Source organism: Rhizobium sp. WYCCWR 11152, assembly GCF_013087615.1.
Classification (GTDB): Bacteria; Pseudomonadota; Alphaproteobacteria; order Rhizobiales; family Rhizobiaceae; genus Rhizobium; species Rhizobium indicum.
The window spans coordinates 396,465-414,577 of the sequence record NZ_JABFCP010000008.1; the positions used below are offsets into that span (position 1 = coordinate 396,465).

The window sequence follows — 18,113 nt, forward strand, 5'->3', positions numbered from 1 at the left end:
GATTGATGCTCTACGCCTCTTTCGGAAATTAGACACCGTTATGGTTAATGAATGCTTTCATTGTCGCCGTCGCGTCATAAATTTCAGTGACTTCAAGCGTGGCTGATCGATGCGAGCGATCGGTAGAAGGACGGCGTCAGCCCGGCCTCGGCGCGGGCAAGGTCGTTGAAGGGCGGCTTCAGCGGTCCGCGGAAATTGGCGCGCACCAGCTCCTGGAAGGCCTTTGCCGGATCGCGCTTCTCGCGGGCGCAGAGGAAGCGGAACCATTTGGCGCCGACGGCGACATGGCCTTTCTCGTCATTGTAGATGACGTCGAGCACCGCTGCACTTTCGAGATCGCCTGTCTGGCGCATCTTCGCCTGCAGCGATGGCGTGACGTCGAGGCCGCGGGCTTCCAGAATCAGCGGTACGACGGCGAGCCTTGCCGTCAAGTCGTTGCGCGTCGAATGGGCGGCCTGCCAGAGCCCGTCATGGGCGGGCAGATCGCCGTAATCGGCGCCGAGATCGTTGAGCCTGGCGCGCACCATACGGAAATGTTTCGCCTCCTCGAAGGCGACCAGCATCCAGCCGTCGAAAAAGGAATTGGGCACCTGCTCGGTGGCGAATCGCGCAACGATATCGAGCGCCAGATCGACGGCGTTGAGCTCGATATGGGCGATGGCATGGAGCAGGGCGATCCGCCCTGTGAGCGTATGCAGCGAGCGCTTCTCCACCTGGGTCGGCGGCGTCAGCACCGGTTTCTCAGGACGGCCGGGCCTGTCGGGCAGGGCCGCGTCGAGCGGCGAGCGCAGCGACACCCGGCGGGCGAACCAGCGGGTGGCGCCTTCCTGCGCAAGTGCCGTCTTGCGGTCGAGATCGGCGGAAGAGATCGCATCGATGGCGCCGCCGCGCAGCGAGGTTATCGTGAGATCCCCTATCACGCTGCCAGGTTCCTCACGGCCTCGAGCACGGTTTCGGCATGGCCCTGCACCTTCACCTTCTGCCAGATGGTGGCGATCGTGCCGTCATGGCGGATGAGGAAAGTGGTACGCTCGACGCCCATGAAGTTGCGGCCGTACATGCTCTTTTCCTTCCAGACGCCATAGGCCTGCAGCGTCGTCTTTTCCTCGTCCGAGGCGAGCGCCACCGAAAGACGGTGCTTCTTGATGAATTTGTCATGGCAGGCGGCCGAATCGGGCGACATGCCGATGACGGCAGCACCGGCCGCTTCGAACTCGGCTGCTAACGCGGTGAAAGCCAGTGATTCGGCGGTGCAGCCCGTCGTGTCATCCTTGGGATAGAAGAACAACACGAGCGGCTTGCCGTGGAATTCGGCCAGCGAAACGCGGCCGCCGCCGTCGCGGGGAAGGTTGAAATCAGGGGCCGAGACGCCGATGCCGGGAACCGCCATTGGGAAAACCTTTCTTTTGCCGGGTTTGTGGATGACACTTTCTCTCCCCGAATTATATAGTGGACGGATACCCGTCCAGCATGGCCGGGTTCAATTCTTCACTTAAAGGGAGAGCCCGAGGGCGCATGTCAGCCATCCGCGGCGAAAAGGTCACGTTTCGCAAGAAGGATATCGTTGCGCTGGACCGCTTGCCGTCCGCCCAGGCCGAGGATCCGATCATCGTTCATTGCCCGCCGCCGCGTTCGCCGATGCGCCGCACGGCGAAGCTGACCTGCGGATTTCTGGGGCTGATCCTCGTTATTCTCGCTGGCATCGTTTTCACCGTCGAGAGCGGCATGTTCGACAAGCCGCTGTCGCAGCAGGCTCAGGCGGCGCTGAATGGCGTGGCCGGACCGCGCTACCGTGCCGAGGTCGGCTCCACCGTCATCCGCTTCACCTCGGATTTTCGGCTGGCGCTGGAAGCGCGCAACGTCAACATGATCGACCAGGAGAGCGGCCAGCACCTGTCGACGACGGGTTCGGTGCGCCTGGGGCTCGATCCGCTGCAGCTTTTCCGCGGCCGCATCGCCGTCGCGGATATCGAAGCGGAGGATATCGCGCTCGATACCGCGCTTCTGCCCTCCGGCAATGCCGTCAAGCTCGACGATCTGCGCATCGACGCCATGCCGGCGGCGATGGAGAAGATCTTCTCGCAGTTCGACATGTTCGACAGCATCGTGACGCGCGGCTCGACCAATTCGGTGCGCATCTCCGGCATCGACATCAAGCTTGCCGATACCGCCAACGGTCCGCTGTCGCTCGTCATCGACAATCTCGTCTTTGCCCATGCCGGCCCGTCCTCGCTGCAATTGACCGGCGAAGTCGCGCTCAACGGCGAAGTGGCGGAGCTCGACGTGCTGGCCGACAAGGAAGACGGCCACGTGTCCAAGGTCGTGGCGACGCTCAAGCATGCCGACCTCACGCCTTTCGCGCTGAAACGCAACGATCAGGGCATGATCCGGCAAGGACTGAGTGCCTTTGCCGATCTGACAGTGTCGGCCACCCGGGCGCGCGATGGCGTGCAGCCGGCGCTGGCGGCGACGATCGACATCAATCCTGGCCAGATCTATGCGGATGGCGATCCGCAGGAGTTGTCGGGCGGGCAAATCAATCTCGTCTATGATTTCACCAAGCAGACGCTCGAGATCGCCCGATCGAACGCCCGGTTCGGCGCGACCACGCTTCCCATCAACGGCGCGCTGATCGATCTCGACAAACTCGACCCGCAGGCAGGCAAAGGCTTCGGTATCGACCTGCTCGTCAGCGGCGGCACGGCAGCCCCCGGCGGCTCCGGCGAGCCGCCGCTTTCCTTCGACATCCAGGCGACAGGGCGCTACATGGTCGCCGGCCGCGAATTCCAGTTTCCCAACATGACCGTCTCCAGCTCGCTCGGCGCGCTCTACGGATCGCTGCACGTCAAGCTCGGCGACAAGTCCCCGGAAATCAGCTTCGCCGGCCAGTCGGCGCAGCTGCAGACGACAGCGATCAAGCAGCTCTGGCCGTTCTGGATGGCGCCCAAGGTGCGCACCTGGGTGCACGGCAATCTCTTTGGCGGCACCGTCACCAACGCTACCATATCCGTCTTCATTCCTTTCGGCAGGCTGGACGAGGCAGCCGGCGGCAAGGGCCTGAAGCTCGACGCCAACCAGATCCGCATCGGCTTCGACATTGCAGAGGCGCGGATGAACGTCGCCGGCGACATTCCGCCGATCCGCGACACGTCAGCACATTTCGACCTGACCGGTCCGGTTGCGACGATCGCGATCAAGAGCGGCACCTCCTATTTCCCCTCCGGCCGGTCCGTCGGTCTCGGGCAGGGGACGTTCATTCTGCCCGCCACCTACGATAAACCGCTGATGGCCGATATCGATCTCGCGGTCTCAGGGGCGGCGGACGCTGTCGGCGAGCTTCTGACCTACCGGCCGATCCGGGTGCTGCAGCGCGCCGGCTTTACGCCCGATGACCTCAAGGGCCGGATCGAGGCGCATGTGAAGGCTCATTTCGGCCTGCTCTCCTCGCAAAACCCGCCGCCTGCCGAATGGACGGCGGCAATGAAGCTCACCGATATCGATCTTGCCAAGCCGTTTTCCGGCAGGATGATCAGCAATCTCGACGGCACGCTGAACGGCAATCCGAAGCGGATCACGCTCGATGCCAAAGCCCAGATCGACGGTGTCCCGGCCGATATCGATCTTACCGAACCGGTCGAGGCATCCGACACAGCGGCCAAACAACGGGTGATCACCGCGACCCTTTCCGAGGACCAGCGCAACAAGCTGATACCCGGCCTTTCCGGCATCGTCGGCGGCAGCGTGAAGATGGTGCTGACGCGGATCGACGACGACCGGCAGGACGTCCAGCTCGACCTCACCAGGTCGCTGCTCGAACTGCCGTGGATCGGCTGGGCGAAGGGCAGCGGCATTGCCGCCACGGCCGAATTCGAAACATCAGGCCCGGCCGACAATACCCAGATCAAGAACTTTCGATTGAAGGGCGACGGTTTCGGCGCCAACGGATCGCTGAACATTGGCAAAGGCGGGCTGATCTCGGCCGATTTCGACAGCGTCAAGCTCTCCTCGCTCGACGATTTCGCCCTGTCGGTGAAACGCAGCAAAGGCAATTTCGACGTCTCGGTCTCCGGCGACAGCGCCGATGCGCGGCCGGTCATCCAGCGGTTGAAATCAGGCTCGGACGGTGATGGTGATGGGGATGCCGGCGACACCGGCGTATCGGTGCGCGCCAGGCTGAAAAACGTCATCGGCTTCAACGACGAGAAGGTCGGCAATTTTCAGGCGCAAATATCACTGCGCGGCGACAAGCTGCAGGCGCTTAATTTTTCCGCCGTTACCGACAGCGGCGAGGCCGTGGTCAGCCAGATGAAGGACGGCGGCGTCATCAACATCACCAGCGGCGATGCCGGCGCGGTTTCGCGTTTCGCCGATCTCTACCAGCACATGCAGGGCGGCCTGCTCAATCTGGCGATCCGGCTGGGGGCGGAGGGCGGCTGGGACGGCTCGCTCGACGTGCGCCGCTTCGCGATCGTCAACGAACAACGCCTGCGGTCGATCGTTTCGACGCCGGTCGGAAGTGAGCAGCGCAGCCTCAACGAAGCGGTCAAGCGCGACATCGATACCTCGTCGCAGCGCTTCCAGCGCGGCTTTGCCCGTGTCGTCTCGCGCAACGGCATGGTCGGCATCGAGAACGGCGTGCTGCGCGGCGACCAGATCGGCGCAACCTTCCAGGGCATCGTGCGCGACCGCAAGGGCAACATGGACATGACCGGCACCTTCATGCCGGCCTACGGCCTCAACCGCCTCTTCGCCGAACTGCCGCTGATCGGCGTCATCCTCGGCAATGGCAGCGACCGCGGCCTGATCGGCATTACCTTCAAGCTGACAGGCAAGTTCGACCAGCCGAACCTGCAGATCAATCCGCTGTCGATCATCGCGCCTGGTGTTTTCCGGCAGATCTTCGAATTCCAGTGAGGCGGGGGAAGCCGGGAGGTCGCAGATCCCGGCAGGTGCAAAAGGTTCCGACAAATCGTCCGGTGTGTGACTTGTTGCCGGATCGCAGCAGAGAAAAGCGCAGGTTCGTCCTCGGCAAGGCCAATTCCGACCTATCCTGACCAGTCCGACATTGATGCTTTGCCTATTTTAGGTAAACCTGATGTACTGTATTGTCCCGGCCAGCAAGCAACGGCTGGTGCAATGTCGGAGGATGCCATGCAGTGCGCCCGGACAGTTTCTTTCGCATCGGCCGCCGTGCTCGCAGTCACGATTGGCGACGCCTCGCTTTCTGCGGAAAAGAGCGTGCGGCTGAAATCGCAAGAGGCGGTCATCCGTTCCGACCACGTCCTGATGGTTCCTCTGGACGCAATGATGACGCCGCCGATCTTCTCGATCAGCTGGTGGTCGCGGGTGAAGCCCGCTTCTAGCGTTGATCCGCCGGGCTATCTTCTTAGGAGACCAGACGAGATGACGAAGAATACCGGCGGGGAGCTGAATGATCTTGCCCGCCGACCCGAATAGTGAGGCAAAGAAAAGCCGGCGCGGGCGCCGGCTTTGATATCGGTTCGGAATTGAAGTCCTTACGCCGCGCGGCGGATCAGGATGTGCTTCTTCTTGCCGAGCGAGAGCTTGATGACGCCGTCAGCGGTGATTTCGCCGCTGCCGATCATCTTGCGTTCGTCGCTGACCGCCTCGTCGTTGATGCGGACCGCGCCCCCCTGGACGTGACGGCGGGCTTCGCCGTTCGACGAGGCAAGGCCGGCACGAACGATCAGCGACAGCAGGCCGATGCCGCCGTCGAGTTCGGTGGCAGGGATATCGACCGAGGGCAGGTTCTCCGAGAGGCTGCCTTCCTCGAAGGTTTTGCGCGCGGTTTCAGCGGCCTGCTCGGCGGCCGTGCGGCCGTGCAGGATCGCGGTAACCTCAGTTGCCAGGAGCTTCTTGACCTCGTTCAGCTCCGAACCACCGATCGCCGACAGCCTTGTGATTTCATCCATGGGCAACGTGGTGAAAAGCTTGAGGAAGCGCGGCACATCAGCGTCCTCGGTATTGCGCCAATATTGCCAGAAGTCATAGACAGGCAGCAGATCGGCATTCAGCCAGACTGCACCGGAAGCCGATTTGCCCATCTTAGCGCCGGACGACGTCGTCAACAACGGCGATGTCAGCGCATAGAGCTGCTGTGTCCCCATGCGGTGACCGAGATCGATACCGTTGACGATATTGCCCCACTGGTCCGAACCGCCCATCTGCAGGCGGCAATCGTAGCGCTTGGCAAGCTCGACGAAATCGTAGGCCTGCAGGATCATGTAGTTGAATTCCAGGAAGGACAACGACTGTTCGCGGTCAAGGCGCGTCTTCACACTGTCAAAAGACAGCATGCGGTTAACCGAGAAATGGCGGCCGACATCGCGCAGGAACTCCAGATAATTCAATGAGCGCAGCCACTCGGCGTTGTTGATCATCAGCGCGGCGGTGGCAGGCCTCTCATAATCGAGGTAGTTCGAGAAGCAGGTTTTGATCGAGGCGATATTCTGCTCGATCGTCTCGATCGTCATCAGCTTACGCGCCTCCTCCTTGAAAGAGGGATCGCCGACCATACCGGTGCCGCCGCCCATCAGCGAAATCGGGCGGTGGCCCGTCGCCTGCAGCCAATGCAGCATCATGATCTGTGTCAGGTGGCCGACGTGAAGACTGGATGCCGTCGGGTCGTAGCCGATATAGGCCGTCACGGTTTCCTTGGCGAACAGATCGTCGAGGCCGCTTTCATCGGAGATCTGATGAATGAAGCCGCGCTCTTTCAGCGTGCGGAGGAAATCGGACTTGAACTCGGACATAGGTTTCGTCTCTTGGTGTCTGCTCCGCACCCCATGGGGGCTTGGCGCAAGTTCGTTGTTGTTGATCTGTCGCGGCGCGTTTAGCACTGTTTTTATAAAAGTGCATCCGGGAATCGCATGGGAGGCAAGCCTCATGGATGTCATCAGGACCGCGATCGGGCTGATGAGCGGCACGTCGATGGACGGAATCGACGTCGCGTTGATCAGGACCGACGGCCGCGGCTTCATCGAGCGCGGGCCGTTCATGGGCGTGCCCTATGATCCGGATTTTCGCGGGCAGCTCAAACGGGCGCTGGAACTGTCGCGTCCACTGACCGACAGGAGCGAACGACCCGCTGAGCTTCGCGAGATCGAGCTTGAACTCACCTGGCGGCATGCAATTGCCGTTACGGCATTCATGGAGCGTTTCGGGCTTTCTGCCGATGCCGTCGATGTTCTCGGCTTCCATGGCCAGACGGTGCTTCATCACCCTGATGAGGGATTGACGATCCAGATTGGCGACGGCGGGGAACTGGCGAAGAGAACCGGCATATCGGTGGTCTACGACATGCGCGCCAACGATATGGTTCATGGCGGGCAGGGCGCGCCGCTGGTGCCGGCCTATCACGCAGCACTTGCGGGAAAATTCCAGCAGGCGGGACAGGCAGTGTGCTTCGTCAATATCGGCGGCATCTCCAATCTCACCTTTATCGGCACCGACGGACGGATATCGGCGTTCGACAGCGGTCCGGGCAATACGCTGATCGACCAGTGGGTGGAGATGCAGACCGGTAAAACCTATGACCCCAGCGGCGAGATCGGTGGGCGCGGAAAGGTCGTGGCCAGCCTGGCGGAACGCTATCTGCAAAGCCCGTTCTTCCGCGGCAATATTCGCCGGTCGCTGGACCGCGGCGATTTTGCACCGCTTCAGCCCGAGGAAGCGAGCCTTGAAGACGGCGCCCGGACGCTCGCGCATGTCGCCGCCGCCTCGATCATCAAATCCGCCGGTTTCCTGCCGGAGACCCCAGCGATGTATATCGTCTGCGGCGGCGGGCGGCTGAACGCCACTCTCATGGCAGAGTTCTCAGTCATGGCCGAAAGGCTGGGCTCGAGGGTGCTGACGGCGGAGGAGTCGGGCTTCGACGGCGATGCGATGGAAGCCGAGGCCTGGGCCTATCTCGCCGTCCGGTCGCTGGACGGACTGCCGCTGACATTCCCCGGCACGACGGGAGTCGACGCTCCCGTCAGCGGCGGGGTGCTGGCGACGCCATGAGAGAGCAGCGGGTCATGCTGAAGACGCCACGGCTTACCTTCGTCATGTGGGACGAAGGCGATGGGACCCTGGTGCAACAGCTGCATTCGACGATGGCGACGACCCGATATTTGTCCGGCAACGTGCCGTGGAGCCTCCAAAAGGCTGAGGAACGGCTGCGCGGCTGGTTCGAGGAACAGGAGCGCGACGGCACGACCAAATACAAGCTCCTCGCCGAGGACGGTCGATTTGTCGGCCGTGCGGGGATTTCAAAGTTCAGGAACGAGCAATTCGAACTCGGCTATTCCCTGCGCGAGGAGGCGTGGGGCAGGGGCCTGGCAACGGAAGCGGCGAGTGCGCTTGCCGACTGGTTCTTCGAAAGGAAGTTTGCATCGGGCTTCATCGCCTTCACGCATCCCGAAAACATCGCCTCGCAACGCGTCCTCAGAAAGATCGGCATGCGCGAACGCGCGCCGATCCTGATCGATGGAGTGCTGGACACGGTTTTCGGACTGACCGCCGATATGCGGCCGGCAAAGCTCTAACTCTTGACGGCGACCGGCCGGACATGGGGTTCGTGCCCAGCCTGATTGCCATCCTCGACGCCCCTGACCTGGGCGATGAACGAGAATTTCTTGCGAAGGCCGAGGATCGGCTTCTCGATGAAATGCCAGGACAGCACCGCAACGGCGAGAGTCGATGGCAGGCCGACAAGATAGAGCGCTAGCGCACCATATTTCGGATAGAGAAAAACCGACGGGAACGAGCTGATCCAGATCTGTAAAAACGGGTCGTGATAAAGATAGACGCCGTAGGAATAGTCGCCTTTCCTGAAAAAGGCCGGGATGGGCACCTCGGACAGGCCGACGAAGACGGTGATATAAACAAGAGAGGTGATGACCAAGGGCCGGTTGAGCACCGACTCCGTCGCTCGGCTGTCCAGGGTGAGGATGGCGACGATGCAGACCAGGCAGGCAGCGCCGAATATCCAGCGGGAATGCGGAATGACTGCCCTGAACTGAAAGGCGACGATGCCCATCATGAAGGCCGTTATCAGCTGTGAGCCTCGGCTTATGAACAGGAAGCGCGCGATCGGCTTGATCGAGCCTGGCAACAGATAGGGCATCTTCTGCACGATAAGGCCGATGACGATGTAGGCGATCGTCACCGCCAGCAGCTTGTAGCGCGTCTTGACGATGGCGGTGATCATCAGGAACGACATGATGATGTAGCAGAAGATTTCCCAGGGAACCGTCCACAGAGCGCCGTTGACGCGCTGGCTCGGATTATCCTGGAAGACGCCCGGCAGCTCGTAATGAATCCAGCCGACGATATTCAGGAAGTATTTGAAAAACCGCTGATCGGTAAAATATTCGGAATGATAAACGACCGTGATGATCGGCCCGATGATCAGCGAACAAACGACGATATCGACGGCAAGCGCTGGGACGATGCGCAAGCCTCGGTTGATCAGGAAATTCCGGAGGCTCAGGCGTTGTGCACTGCCGGCGATCAGAAATCCGCTCAAAGCGAAGAACATCGGAACAAGAGCGTATTCAGTGAACCAGAATACTGACCCCCTGATGAAGTCATTGTTGTCGGTTAACAAAAAGGAATGGGTCAATACGATGGAAAAGGCGAGCCCTATTCGAAGAAAATCGAACCCCGGACCAATTCCCCTATACTTATCCAGGACTTCCCCGAACGACTTGGTCATTGCGGACCTCGCTTTTGTTAGGATCGCGAGGACCCTACCGCACTGCAACATGGATTGCAACACGATAGGTGATCTGTTCTGGCACAGCCGGCCCGGTTGTGTTCCGGACCGTCATGGCATTGATGAGGCTGAGATTTGTGGTGTCAGCGAATCCGCTTGGCGGCCGGTTCCGGCACCAGTTCGCCGTTGAGGCGGCGGTCGAGATAATCCTCGCATTCGCCCATCAGCGTTTCCACCTGACCGTTGAAGAAGTGGTTGGCGTTGGCGACGGTGCGATGGGTAATCAGGATGCCCTTCTGGGTCTTCAGCTTCTCCACAAGGCCGTTGACATCCTTCTCAGGCGCGACCTTGTCGGCTTCGCCGTTGATGATCAGGCCGGAGGAGGGGCAGGGCGCCAGGAAGGAAAAGTCGTAGGTGTTCGGCTGGGGCGAGATCGACATGAAGCCTTCGATTTCCGGCCGGCGCATCAGAAGCTGCATGCCGATCCAGGAGCCAAAGGAATAACCGGCGACCCAACAGGTCTTGGAATCAGGATGCAGGCTCTGCACCCAGTCGAGCGCCGAGGCTGCATCCGAGAGCTCGCCGGCGCCGTGGTCGAATTCACCCTGGCTGCGGCCGATTCCCCGGAAATTGAAGCGCAGCGTCGTAAATCCGCGCTTCTGGAACATGTAGAAGAGCTGATAGACGATCTGATTGTTCATCGTGCCGCCGAACTGCGGATGCGGATGCAGAATCAGGGCGATGGGCGCGCTTTTTTCCTTGGAGGGCTGGTAGCGGCCTTCAAGACGGCCGGCTGGGCCGTTGAAAATAACTTCGGGCATTGGTACTCCGGGTTTTATTTCGCGTTCGCGCTGCGTTGGATGACAACATGACTTGACTAGTGTTGTCAGCTTTTCTAAAACGCAGTTTAGAACAATTCGAAACTTGCATGGCGATCCACGCATCGTGGAATGTGTCATAAGGCAAGCCCGGCGGAAATTTCAAGAAAAATGAACCGCGGATGCTGAAGCAAGCTCGTCAAGCGCAGGACTGAAGATCATGGCGCCGCCACGCCTTTATCTCGACTGGAACGCCACAGCGCCGCTGCACCCCGCAGCACGCGCGGCGATCATGCGCGCCATCGATATTTTCGGCAATCCAAATTCCGTTCACGGCGAGGGCCGGGCCGCCCGTGCCGCCATCGAAGGCGCACGGCGCAAGGTGGCAGCACTTGCCGGCACCGATGCCGGCAATGTGGTCTTTACCAGCGGCGCGACCGAAGCCGCCAATCTGGTGCTGACGCCGGATTTCCGCATGGGCCGCACGCCGCTCCGCCTTGGCCATCTCTATTTCTCGGCGATCGAGCATCCGGCGGTGCGCGAAGGCGGCCGCTTCGCCAAAGAGAAGATGACGGAGATCCCGGTGACGGAAGCCGGCATCGTCGATCTCGATGCGCTCGGCCTCCTGCTTGATGCGCATGACAAGGCCGCCGGCCTGCCGATGGTCGCTATCATGCTCGTCAATAACGAGACGGGCATTGTCCAGCCGGTCGAGGCGGCGGCAAAGATCGTCCACGCCCATGGCGGGCTCTTCGTCGTCGACGCCGTGCAGGCGGCCGGCCGCATCGCGCTCGATATCGGCAAGATCGGCGCCGACTTCATGATCGTTTCCTCGCACAAGATCGGCGGGCCGAAGGGTGCCGGCGCGCTCATTGCGCAGGGCGAGGCGCTGATGCCCAGGCCGCTGATCCAGGGCGGCGGGCAGGAGCGGGGTCACCGCTCAGGGACACAGAATTCGCTGGCGCTGATCGGCTTCGGCGCGGCGGCAGAAGCCGCGGCAGACGAACTCGAGGCGCGTAATGCGGCGATCGGCGTGTTGCGCGAGCGGCTCGAAGCCGGCATGCGTGAGGTAGCAGCCGATGTGATGATCCACGGTGAGGGCGGCGAGCGCGTCGCCAATACGATCTTCTTCACCCTGCCGGGGCTGAAGGCCGAGACTGGACAGATTGCTTTCGACCTCGAAGGCGTTGCCCTATCCGCAGGCTCTGCCTGCTCGTCCGGCCGGCTCGGCGAAAGCCATGTGCTGACGGCGATGGGCCGTGACGCCAAGCTCGGGGCGCTGCGCATCTCGCTCGGCTTTTCGACGACGGAAGAGGATATCGACAGGGCGATTGCGGCTTTCGCAAAGATCGCCAACCGGCGCAGGTCGGCTGGGGAGGCGGCGTGCCCGCTGTCAAAACTTGCGGAAACGCAAATTTCTGCTTGCCAATCGGGCTGAAAAGTCCCTTTTGGCCTCTTACATGAGGGGCAAGGTAATTGCCCAAACGCTACAAGCTGCCGGACCTTGTATCCGGCGAGATTGGAGAATGAGATGGCTGCGGTGCAGGAAACAATCGACCAGGTGCGCCTGATCGATGTGGACCAGTATAAATACGGTTTCGAGACCGTCATCGAGATGGACAAGGCGCCGAAAGGCCTGTCCGAAGATATCATCCGCTTCATTTCGGCGAAGAAGCAGGAGCCGGAGTGGATGCTGGAATGGCGTCTCGAGGCCTATCGTCGCTGGCTGACGCTGGAAGAGCCGACCTGGGCGCGCGTCAACTATCCGAAGATCGATTTCAACGACATCTATTATTACGCCGCGCCGAAGAGCACGCCGGGTCCAAAGTCGCTCGACGAGGTCGATCCGGAGCTGTTGAAGGTCTATGAGAAGCTCGGCATCCCGCTGCGTGAGCAGGAGATCCTTGCCGGCGTCGAGAAGCCGAAGATCGCCGTCGACGCTGTTTTCGACAGCGTTTCGGTCGTTACCACCTTCAAGGCAGAGCTGAAGAAGGCCGGCGTGATCTTCATGTCGATCTCAGAAGCCATCCGCGAGTATCCGGAACTGGTGCAGAAGTACCTCGGCTCCGTCGTTCCGACCAGCGACAACTACTATGCGACGCTCAATTCAGCGGTCTTTACCGACGGTTCCTTCGTCTTCGTGCCGAAGGGCGTTCGCTGCCCGATGGAGCTTTCGACCTATTTCCGCATCAACGAGAAGGGCACCGGCCAGTTCGAGCGCACGCTGATCATCGCGGAAGAGGGCGCTTACGTCTCCTATCTCGAAGGCTGCACGGCGCCGCAGCGCGACGAAAACCAGCTGCATGCGGCTGTCGTCGAACTCGTTGCGCTCGATGATGCCGAGATCAAATATTCGACCGTCCAGAACTGGTATCCGGGCGACAAGAACGGCAAGGGCGGCATCTACAACTTCGTCACCAAGCGCGGCGATTGCCGCGGCGACCGTTCGAAGATTTCGTGGACGCAGGTCGAAACCGGCTCGGCAATCACCTGGAAATATCCGTCCTGCATTCTGCGCGGCAACGACAGCCGCGGCGAGTTCTATTCGATCGCGGTGTCGAACGGCCATCAGCAGATCGACAGCGGCACCAAGATGATCCATCTCGGCAAGAACACGTCGAGCCGCATCGTCTCCAAGGGCATCGCCGCCGGCGTGTCCAACAACACCTATCGCGGCCAGGTCTCGGCCCACCGCAAGGCTTCGAACGCGCGCAACTTCACCCAGTGCGATTCGCTGCTGATCGGCGACAAGTGCGGCGCCCATACCGTGCCTTATATCGAGGCGAAGAATTCGACGGCGCAGTTCGAGCATGAAGCCACGACCTCGAAGATCTCCGAGGACCAGCTGTTCTACTGCCTGCAGCGCGGCATCCCGACCGAAGCGGCGATCGCACTAATCGTCAACGGCTTCGTCAAGGAAGTCCTGCAGGAACTGCCGATGGAATTCGCCGTCGAGGCGCAGAAGCTGATCAGCATTTCGCTTGAGGGCAGCGTGGGCTGACATGAACGAGACGGACAAGAAACGCATTCTTGAACGTCTGGAAAACATGCGCGGGGAGATATTGGCGAAAATTCGCCCCCGCGAGCAGAGATATGAAACCGAGAAACCGCCGGAGCAGCCCTATGTGTTTCTCCAGCAGCGCATGGAAAAGCCGGGAAAGATCGTTCAGGGGATCCCGGAATTTCTCGAATGGCTTTGGCTCGTAACGGTCGCGGTTTTCCGTGTCATCCGTTTTTTTGGGCGATAGCACCGAGCCCAACATGATGATGTCCTTACAAATTACGCGAGGCTCCGATGAGCTACGCAGAGAAAACGCAGGAACCAAAGATGCTTGAAATCAGAAACCTTCATGCCCGCATCGCCGAAGACGGCACCGAGATCATCCGTGGCCTGAACCTGACGGTGAAGGCCGGCGAAGTTGCCGCGATCATGGGGCCGAACGGCTCCGGCAAGTCGACGCTCTCCTATGTGCTGTCCGGCCGCAGCGACTACGAAGTCACCGAGGGCGATATTCTCTACAATGGCGAAAGCATTCTCGAGCTCGATCCGGCCGAGCGCGCCGCCAAGGGCATTTTCCTTGCCTTCCAGTACCCGGTCGAAATTCCGGGCGTCGCCACCATGCAGTTCCTGAAGGTGGCGATGAACGAGCAGCGCAAGGCGCGCGGCGAGGACGAGTTGACGACGCCGGACTTCATGCGCCGCGTCAAGGATGCCGCCGGCAAGCTGCAGATCAATACCGAGATGCTGAAGCGGCCGCTGAACGTCGGCTTCTCCGGCGGCGAAAAGAAGCGGGCCGAGATCCTGCAGATGGCGCTGCTCGAACCGAAGCTATGCGTGCTTGACGAAACCGATTCCGGCCTCGACATCGATGCGCTGAAGATCGTCGCTGACGGCGTCAACGCGCTGCGTTCGCCGGACCGCGCGGTCGTGGTCATCACCCACTACCAGCGCCTGCTCGACTATATCGTGCCGGATACCGTCCACGTGCTCTACAAGGGCCAGGTGATCAAGTCGGGCGACAAGACGCTGGCGCATGAGCTGGAAGCCAACGGCTATGCCGACATCATCGGCACGGCGGCCTGAGTTTCGGGTGGAAAGGACGACGTCCATGAACATGCAGACGACGAGCCGCCTGACTGCGGCCGAGACGGCGCTGATCGAGGCTTTCAACCAGCAGATCGGCGAGCTGCCGGGCAATGGCGCGGTGACGGCACTGCGCGACCGGCTTCTCGACGACCTGAAGAAGGCCGGCCTGCCGACGCGCCGCATCGAGGCCTGGCATTATACCGACCTCAAGAATCTGCTGCGCACCGTTCCGCAGCAGGCGGGCGATGCCGGCTCGGAGGCTTTGGAGCCGCTCGTTGCTGATGCCACGGTGCTGGCGGTGATCCAAGGCCATTCCAACCAGAAGGCTACGGTCGACGGTCTTGGCGTTTCGGCCTATTCCGAACGTCTGCTTGACGGCTCTGCCGCAGGCGGGCTCGATGCGCTCGGCAGCGACGACGCGGTCGGCCGCATCAATGGCAGCTTCGTGCGCGATGGCTATGTCATCGACGTGCCTGCCGAGACCGAGCTTGAAAACCCGCTCGAAATCCAGTTCATCCATGCGGGCGGGCAGACGCATACGCGCTTGCCTGTGTCCTTCGGCGTCGGTGTCAAGGCGACCGTCATCGAGCGTCACCGCACGGTGACCGGCGATGCTGCGCTGGTGTCCCATGTCACCGACATCACGGTTGGCGAAGGCACGGAACTGACCTGGATCATCCTGCAGGAGCAGGGGGCCGACGATACGCATCTCGGGCAGATCCGCATTGATCTCGGCGCTGACGCCAAGCTCCGGCTTTTTGTCATCAATGCCGGCGGCAAGCTGGTGCGCCAGGAGCTGCATATCAAGGTGACGGGCGAGGGCGCCGATCTGACGTTGCGCGGCATCAATCTGCTCGGGGCAGAAAGCCATACCGACGTGACGATGGTGCTCGGCCACGACGTGCCGAATACCGGCTCTACCGAAGTCATCCGCAACGTCGTCTTCGACCGCGCCAAGGGCGTCTTCCAGGGCATGATCCGGGTGGCGCCCGATGCGCAGAAAACCGATGCCAAGATGGCCTGCAACACGCTGTTGATGTCCGACGATGCCGAATTCTCGGTCAAGCCCGAGCTCGAAATCTTCGCCGACGACGTGCAGTGCGGCCACGGCGCCACGGTGACCGATATCGACGCCAACCATCTCTATTACATGATGGCGCGCGGCATTCCGGAGAACAAGGCGCGGGCGATGCTCGTCAACGCCTTCGTCGCCGAGATCGTCGAGGAACTTGATGATGAAGCCCTGGTCGAGGCGCTGGAAGGCGTGATTTCGGCCTGGCTCGAAAAGCACGCCTGATCGGATATATCAATGGACAAGATAGTGCCGGCCACGCAATACGACGTCGAAGCCATCCGCCGGGATTTCCCGATCCTGGCGGAAAAGGTGCATGGCAAGCCGCTGGTCTATCTCGACAACGGCGCATCGGCGCAGAAGCCGCAGGTGGTGATCGACGCCATCTCGCATGCCTATTCCCATGAATATGCCAATGTGCATCGTGGCCTGCACTATCTTTCCAACGCCGCGACGGATGCCTATGAGGGAGCGCGCGAGAAGGTCCGCCGCTTCCTCAACGCGCCTTCGGTGAACGACATCGTCTTCACCAAGAATTCGACGGAAGCGATCAATACCGTCGCCTATGGCTGGGGCATGCCGAAGATTGGCGAAGGCGACGAGATCGTCCTGACGATCATGGAGCACCATTCCAACATCGTGCCCTGGCACTTCATCCGCGAGCGGCAAGGGGCCAAACTCGTCTGGGTGCCGGTCGACGACGAGGGCGCCTTCCATATCGAGGATTTCGAAAAGAGCCTGACGGAGCGCACCAAGCTCGTCGCCATCACCCATATGTCGAATGCGCTCGGCACGATCGTTCCCGTCAAGGAAGTCTGCCGGATCGCGCATGAGCGCGGAATTCCAGTGCTGATCGACGGCAGCCAGGGCGCTGTGCATCTGCCTGTCGACGTGCAGGATATCGATTGCGACTGGTACGTCATGACCGGCCACAAGCTCTACGGCCCGTCGGGCATTGGCGTGCTCTATGGCAAGAAGGAGCGGCTTTTTGAGATGCGCCCGTTCCAAGGCGGCGGCGAGATGATCTTCGAAGTCGCCGAGGACGTGGTGACTTATAATGATCCGCCGCATCGCTTCGAGGCCGGTACGCCGCCGATCGTGCAGGCGATCGGGCTGGGTTACGCGCTCGATTATATGGAGAAGATCGGCCGCGAGGCGATCGCCCGGCATGAGGCCGATCTTGCCGCCTATGCGGTCGAGCGACTGAAATCCGTCAACTCGCTGCGCGTCTTCGGGACGGCGCCCGACAAGGGCAGCATCTTTTCCTTCGAGCTTGCCGGCATTCATGCCCATGACGTCTCGATGGTGATCGACCGGCAGGGTGTTGCGGTCAGGGCCGGCACGCATTGCGCCATGCCGCTCTTGAAACGCTTCGGCGTCACCTCCACATGCCGTGCATCCTTCGGCATGTATAATACCCGCGCCGAGGTCGATGCCCTGGCCGATGCGCTTGATTATGCGCGCAAGTTCTTTGCTTGAGGAGTGTCCGTGATGAGCTTGGACGAAAGCGAACAGAAGATCGACGTGCGCGAAGGCATCGTGCATTCCAGCATTCCGGCCGATGAGCTGGCACGGCTGAGCGACGACGTCATCAGCGCGCTGAAGACGGTCTACGATCCGGAAATTCCCGCCGATATCTTCGAGCTCGGTCTGATCTACAAGATCGACATCGAGGACGACCGGATGGTGAAAATCATGATGACGCTGACTGCACCCGGCTGCCCGGTGGCCGGCGAGATGCCCGGCTGGGTCGAAAACGCCGTCGGCGCCGTCGAGGGCGTGTCGGGCGTCGAGGTCGCGATGACTTTCGATCCGCCATGGACGCCGGACCGCATGTCGGAGGAGGCGCAGGTCGCCGTCGGCTGGTACTGATACAGTACCGTGGTATTGATCCGTTTACCTCGGAAGACTACATTTGAATCACGAAGCGCCGGATCTTGACCCCGGTTGCGGAAGGAGAATGAGCCGATGGGCTTTGCAATCATGAGCATGACGGACGGTGCTGCGGCTCGCGTCAAGGCGATCGTCGAGAACTCGGGACCGGATGCCAAGGGCGTGCGCGTCGGCATCAAGAAGGGCGGCTGCGCCGGGATGGAATATACCATCGACCTCGTGACCGAGCCCAATGCCAAGGACGACCTGATCGAGCGCGATGGTGCAAAGGTCTGGGTCGAGCCATCCGCGGCTCTTTACCTGCTCGGCACCGAGATGGGGTTCGAGACGACGACGCTCCGCTCCGGCTTCACCTTCACCAATCCGAACCAGACATCGGCCTGCGGCTGCGGCGAATCCGTCGAGCTGAAGCCTGCCGATCTCGCGGCCCTTGCCGCCCAGCGCCAGGGCGAACCGGCGCATTCCTGACAGCTTCAGAGCGGCGGAAAATTCTCCGCCAGCAAGTCTCCGATGAAATCGGGC

At 61.2% G+C, this 18,113-nt stretch carries 17 protein-coding genes; 12 read left to right on the forward strand and 5 right to left on the reverse strand.

The window, feature by feature from the left end:
• Positions 1-92: 92 nt before the first annotated feature.
• Together G9X67_RS11740 and G9X67_RS11745 are read right to left on the reverse strand one after the other, a co-directional pair.
• Positions 93-920 carry a DUF455 family protein gene (locus G9X67_RS11740; protein ID WP_171598742.1) on the reverse strand — a complete coding sequence of 276 codons (828 nt, stop codon included), beginning with the start codon at positions 918-920 and terminating at the stop codon, positions 93-95.
• Positions 917-1,390, reverse strand: a complete 474-nt coding sequence (locus tag G9X67_RS11745) for a peroxiredoxin (protein ID WP_171598743.1) — start codon at positions 1,388-1,390, stop codon at positions 917-919. The genes G9X67_RS11740 and G9X67_RS11745 overlap by 4 nt, the downstream gene beginning before the upstream one ends.
• Before the next feature lie 125 nt (positions 1,391-1,515).
• Here G9X67_RS11745 and G9X67_RS11750 point away from each other — a divergent pair, with 125 nt between their 5' ends.
• Complete coding sequence (locus tag G9X67_RS11750) at positions 1,516-4,914, forward strand: AsmA-like C-terminal domain-containing protein (RefSeq protein WP_138389094.1); 3,399 nt, start codon at positions 1,516-1,518, stop codon at positions 4,912-4,914.
• Positions 4,915-5,136: 222 nt separating this feature from the next.
• On the forward strand, positions 5,137-5,457 hold the full coding sequence (locus G9X67_RS11755; RefSeq protein ID WP_138330039.1) for a hypothetical protein: 321 nt from the start codon (positions 5,137-5,139) through the stop codon (positions 5,455-5,457).
• 59 nt (positions 5,458-5,516) lie between these two features.
• On the opposite strand, the gene tyrS is transcribed toward G9X67_RS11755, so the two are convergent.
• Complete coding sequence (gene tyrS / locus G9X67_RS11760) at positions 5,517-6,773, reverse strand: tyrosine--tRNA ligase (protein WP_138329337.1); 1,257 nt, start codon at positions 6,771-6,773, stop codon at positions 5,517-5,519.
• 133 nt (positions 6,774-6,906) lie between these two features.
• On the opposite strand from tyrS, the gene G9X67_RS11765 reads away from it, so the two are divergent.
• Together G9X67_RS11765 and G9X67_RS11770 are read left to right on the forward strand one after the other, a co-directional pair.
• The gene (locus G9X67_RS11765) at positions 6,907-8,025 is read left to right on the forward strand and encodes an anhydro-N-acetylmuramic acid kinase (RefSeq protein ID WP_171598744.1); all 1,119 of its coding nucleotides are present in this window, start codon (positions 6,907-6,909) and stop codon (positions 8,023-8,025) included.
• Positions 8,022-8,549, forward strand: a complete 528-nt coding sequence (locus G9X67_RS11770; RefSeq protein WP_138329339.1) for a GNAT family N-acetyltransferase — start codon at positions 8,022-8,024, stop codon at positions 8,547-8,549. Before G9X67_RS11765 ends, G9X67_RS11770 begins: the two co-directional genes overlap by 4 nt.
• Here the strand turns inward: G9X67_RS11770 and G9X67_RS11775 are convergent.
• Both G9X67_RS11775 and G9X67_RS11780 read right to left on the reverse strand, forming a co-directional pair.
• Entirely contained in the window at positions 8,546-9,721 is a 1,176-nt protein-coding gene (locus G9X67_RS11775; RefSeq protein WP_138329340.1) for an acyltransferase, read from the reverse strand. The two genes, G9X67_RS11770 and G9X67_RS11775, sit on opposite strands and share 4 nt — an antisense overlap.
• 143 nt (positions 9,722-9,864) lie before the next feature.
• Positions 9,865-10,542, reverse strand: coding sequence for an alpha/beta hydrolase (locus tag G9X67_RS11780; protein WP_003540001.1), 678 nt, complete (start codon positions 10,540-10,542; stop codon positions 9,865-9,867).
• A gap of 217 nt (positions 10,543-10,759) precedes the next feature.
• On the opposite strand from G9X67_RS11780, the gene G9X67_RS11785 reads away from it, so the two are divergent.
• The 8 genes from G9X67_RS11785 (at position 10,760) to sufA (ending at position 18,059) form a co-directional block, all read left to right on the forward strand.
• Entirely contained in the window at positions 10,760-11,977 is a 1,218-nt protein-coding gene (locus tag G9X67_RS11785; protein ID WP_138329341.1) for a cysteine desulfurase family protein, read from the forward strand.
• Positions 11,978-12,070: 93 nt separating this feature from the next.
• Positions 12,071-13,540 (forward strand): Fe-S cluster assembly protein SufB, encoded by a 1,470-nt coding sequence (gene sufB / locus G9X67_RS11790; protein WP_138329342.1) that lies wholly within the window; start codon positions 12,071-12,073, stop codon positions 13,538-13,540.
• Position 13,541: 1 nt separating this feature from the next.
• Positions 13,542-13,787, forward strand: a complete 246-nt coding sequence (locus G9X67_RS11795; protein ID WP_138329343.1) for a hypothetical protein — start codon at positions 13,542-13,544, stop codon at positions 13,785-13,787.
• Positions 13,788-13,867: 80 nt separating this feature from the next.
• Positions 13,868-14,623 (forward strand): Fe-S cluster assembly ATPase SufC, encoded by a 756-nt coding sequence (sufC, locus tag G9X67_RS11800; protein ID WP_018445225.1) that lies wholly within the window; start codon positions 13,868-13,870, stop codon positions 14,621-14,623.
• Between the two features lie 25 nt (positions 14,624-14,648).
• On the forward strand, positions 14,649-15,923 hold the full coding sequence (gene sufD / locus G9X67_RS11805; protein WP_138329344.1) for a Fe-S cluster assembly protein SufD: 1,275 nt from the start codon (positions 14,649-14,651) through the stop codon (positions 15,921-15,923).
• Between the two features lie 12 nt (positions 15,924-15,935).
• Positions 15,936-17,177 (forward strand): cysteine desulfurase, encoded by a 1,242-nt coding sequence (locus G9X67_RS11810; protein ID WP_138329345.1) that lies wholly within the window; start codon positions 15,936-15,938, stop codon positions 17,175-17,177.
• A gap of 12 nt (positions 17,178-17,189) precedes the next feature.
• Complete coding sequence (locus G9X67_RS11815) at positions 17,190-17,570, forward strand: SUF system Fe-S cluster assembly protein (protein ID WP_003559708.1); 381 nt, start codon at positions 17,190-17,192, stop codon at positions 17,568-17,570.
• 96 nt (positions 17,571-17,666) lie between these two features.
• Positions 17,667-18,059 carry a Fe-S cluster assembly scaffold SufA gene (gene sufA, locus G9X67_RS11820; RefSeq protein WP_018072227.1) on the forward strand — a complete coding sequence of 131 codons (393 nt, stop codon included), beginning with the start codon at positions 17,667-17,669 and terminating at the stop codon, positions 18,057-18,059.
• The last annotated feature ends 54 nt before the right edge of the window (positions 18,060-18,113 follow it).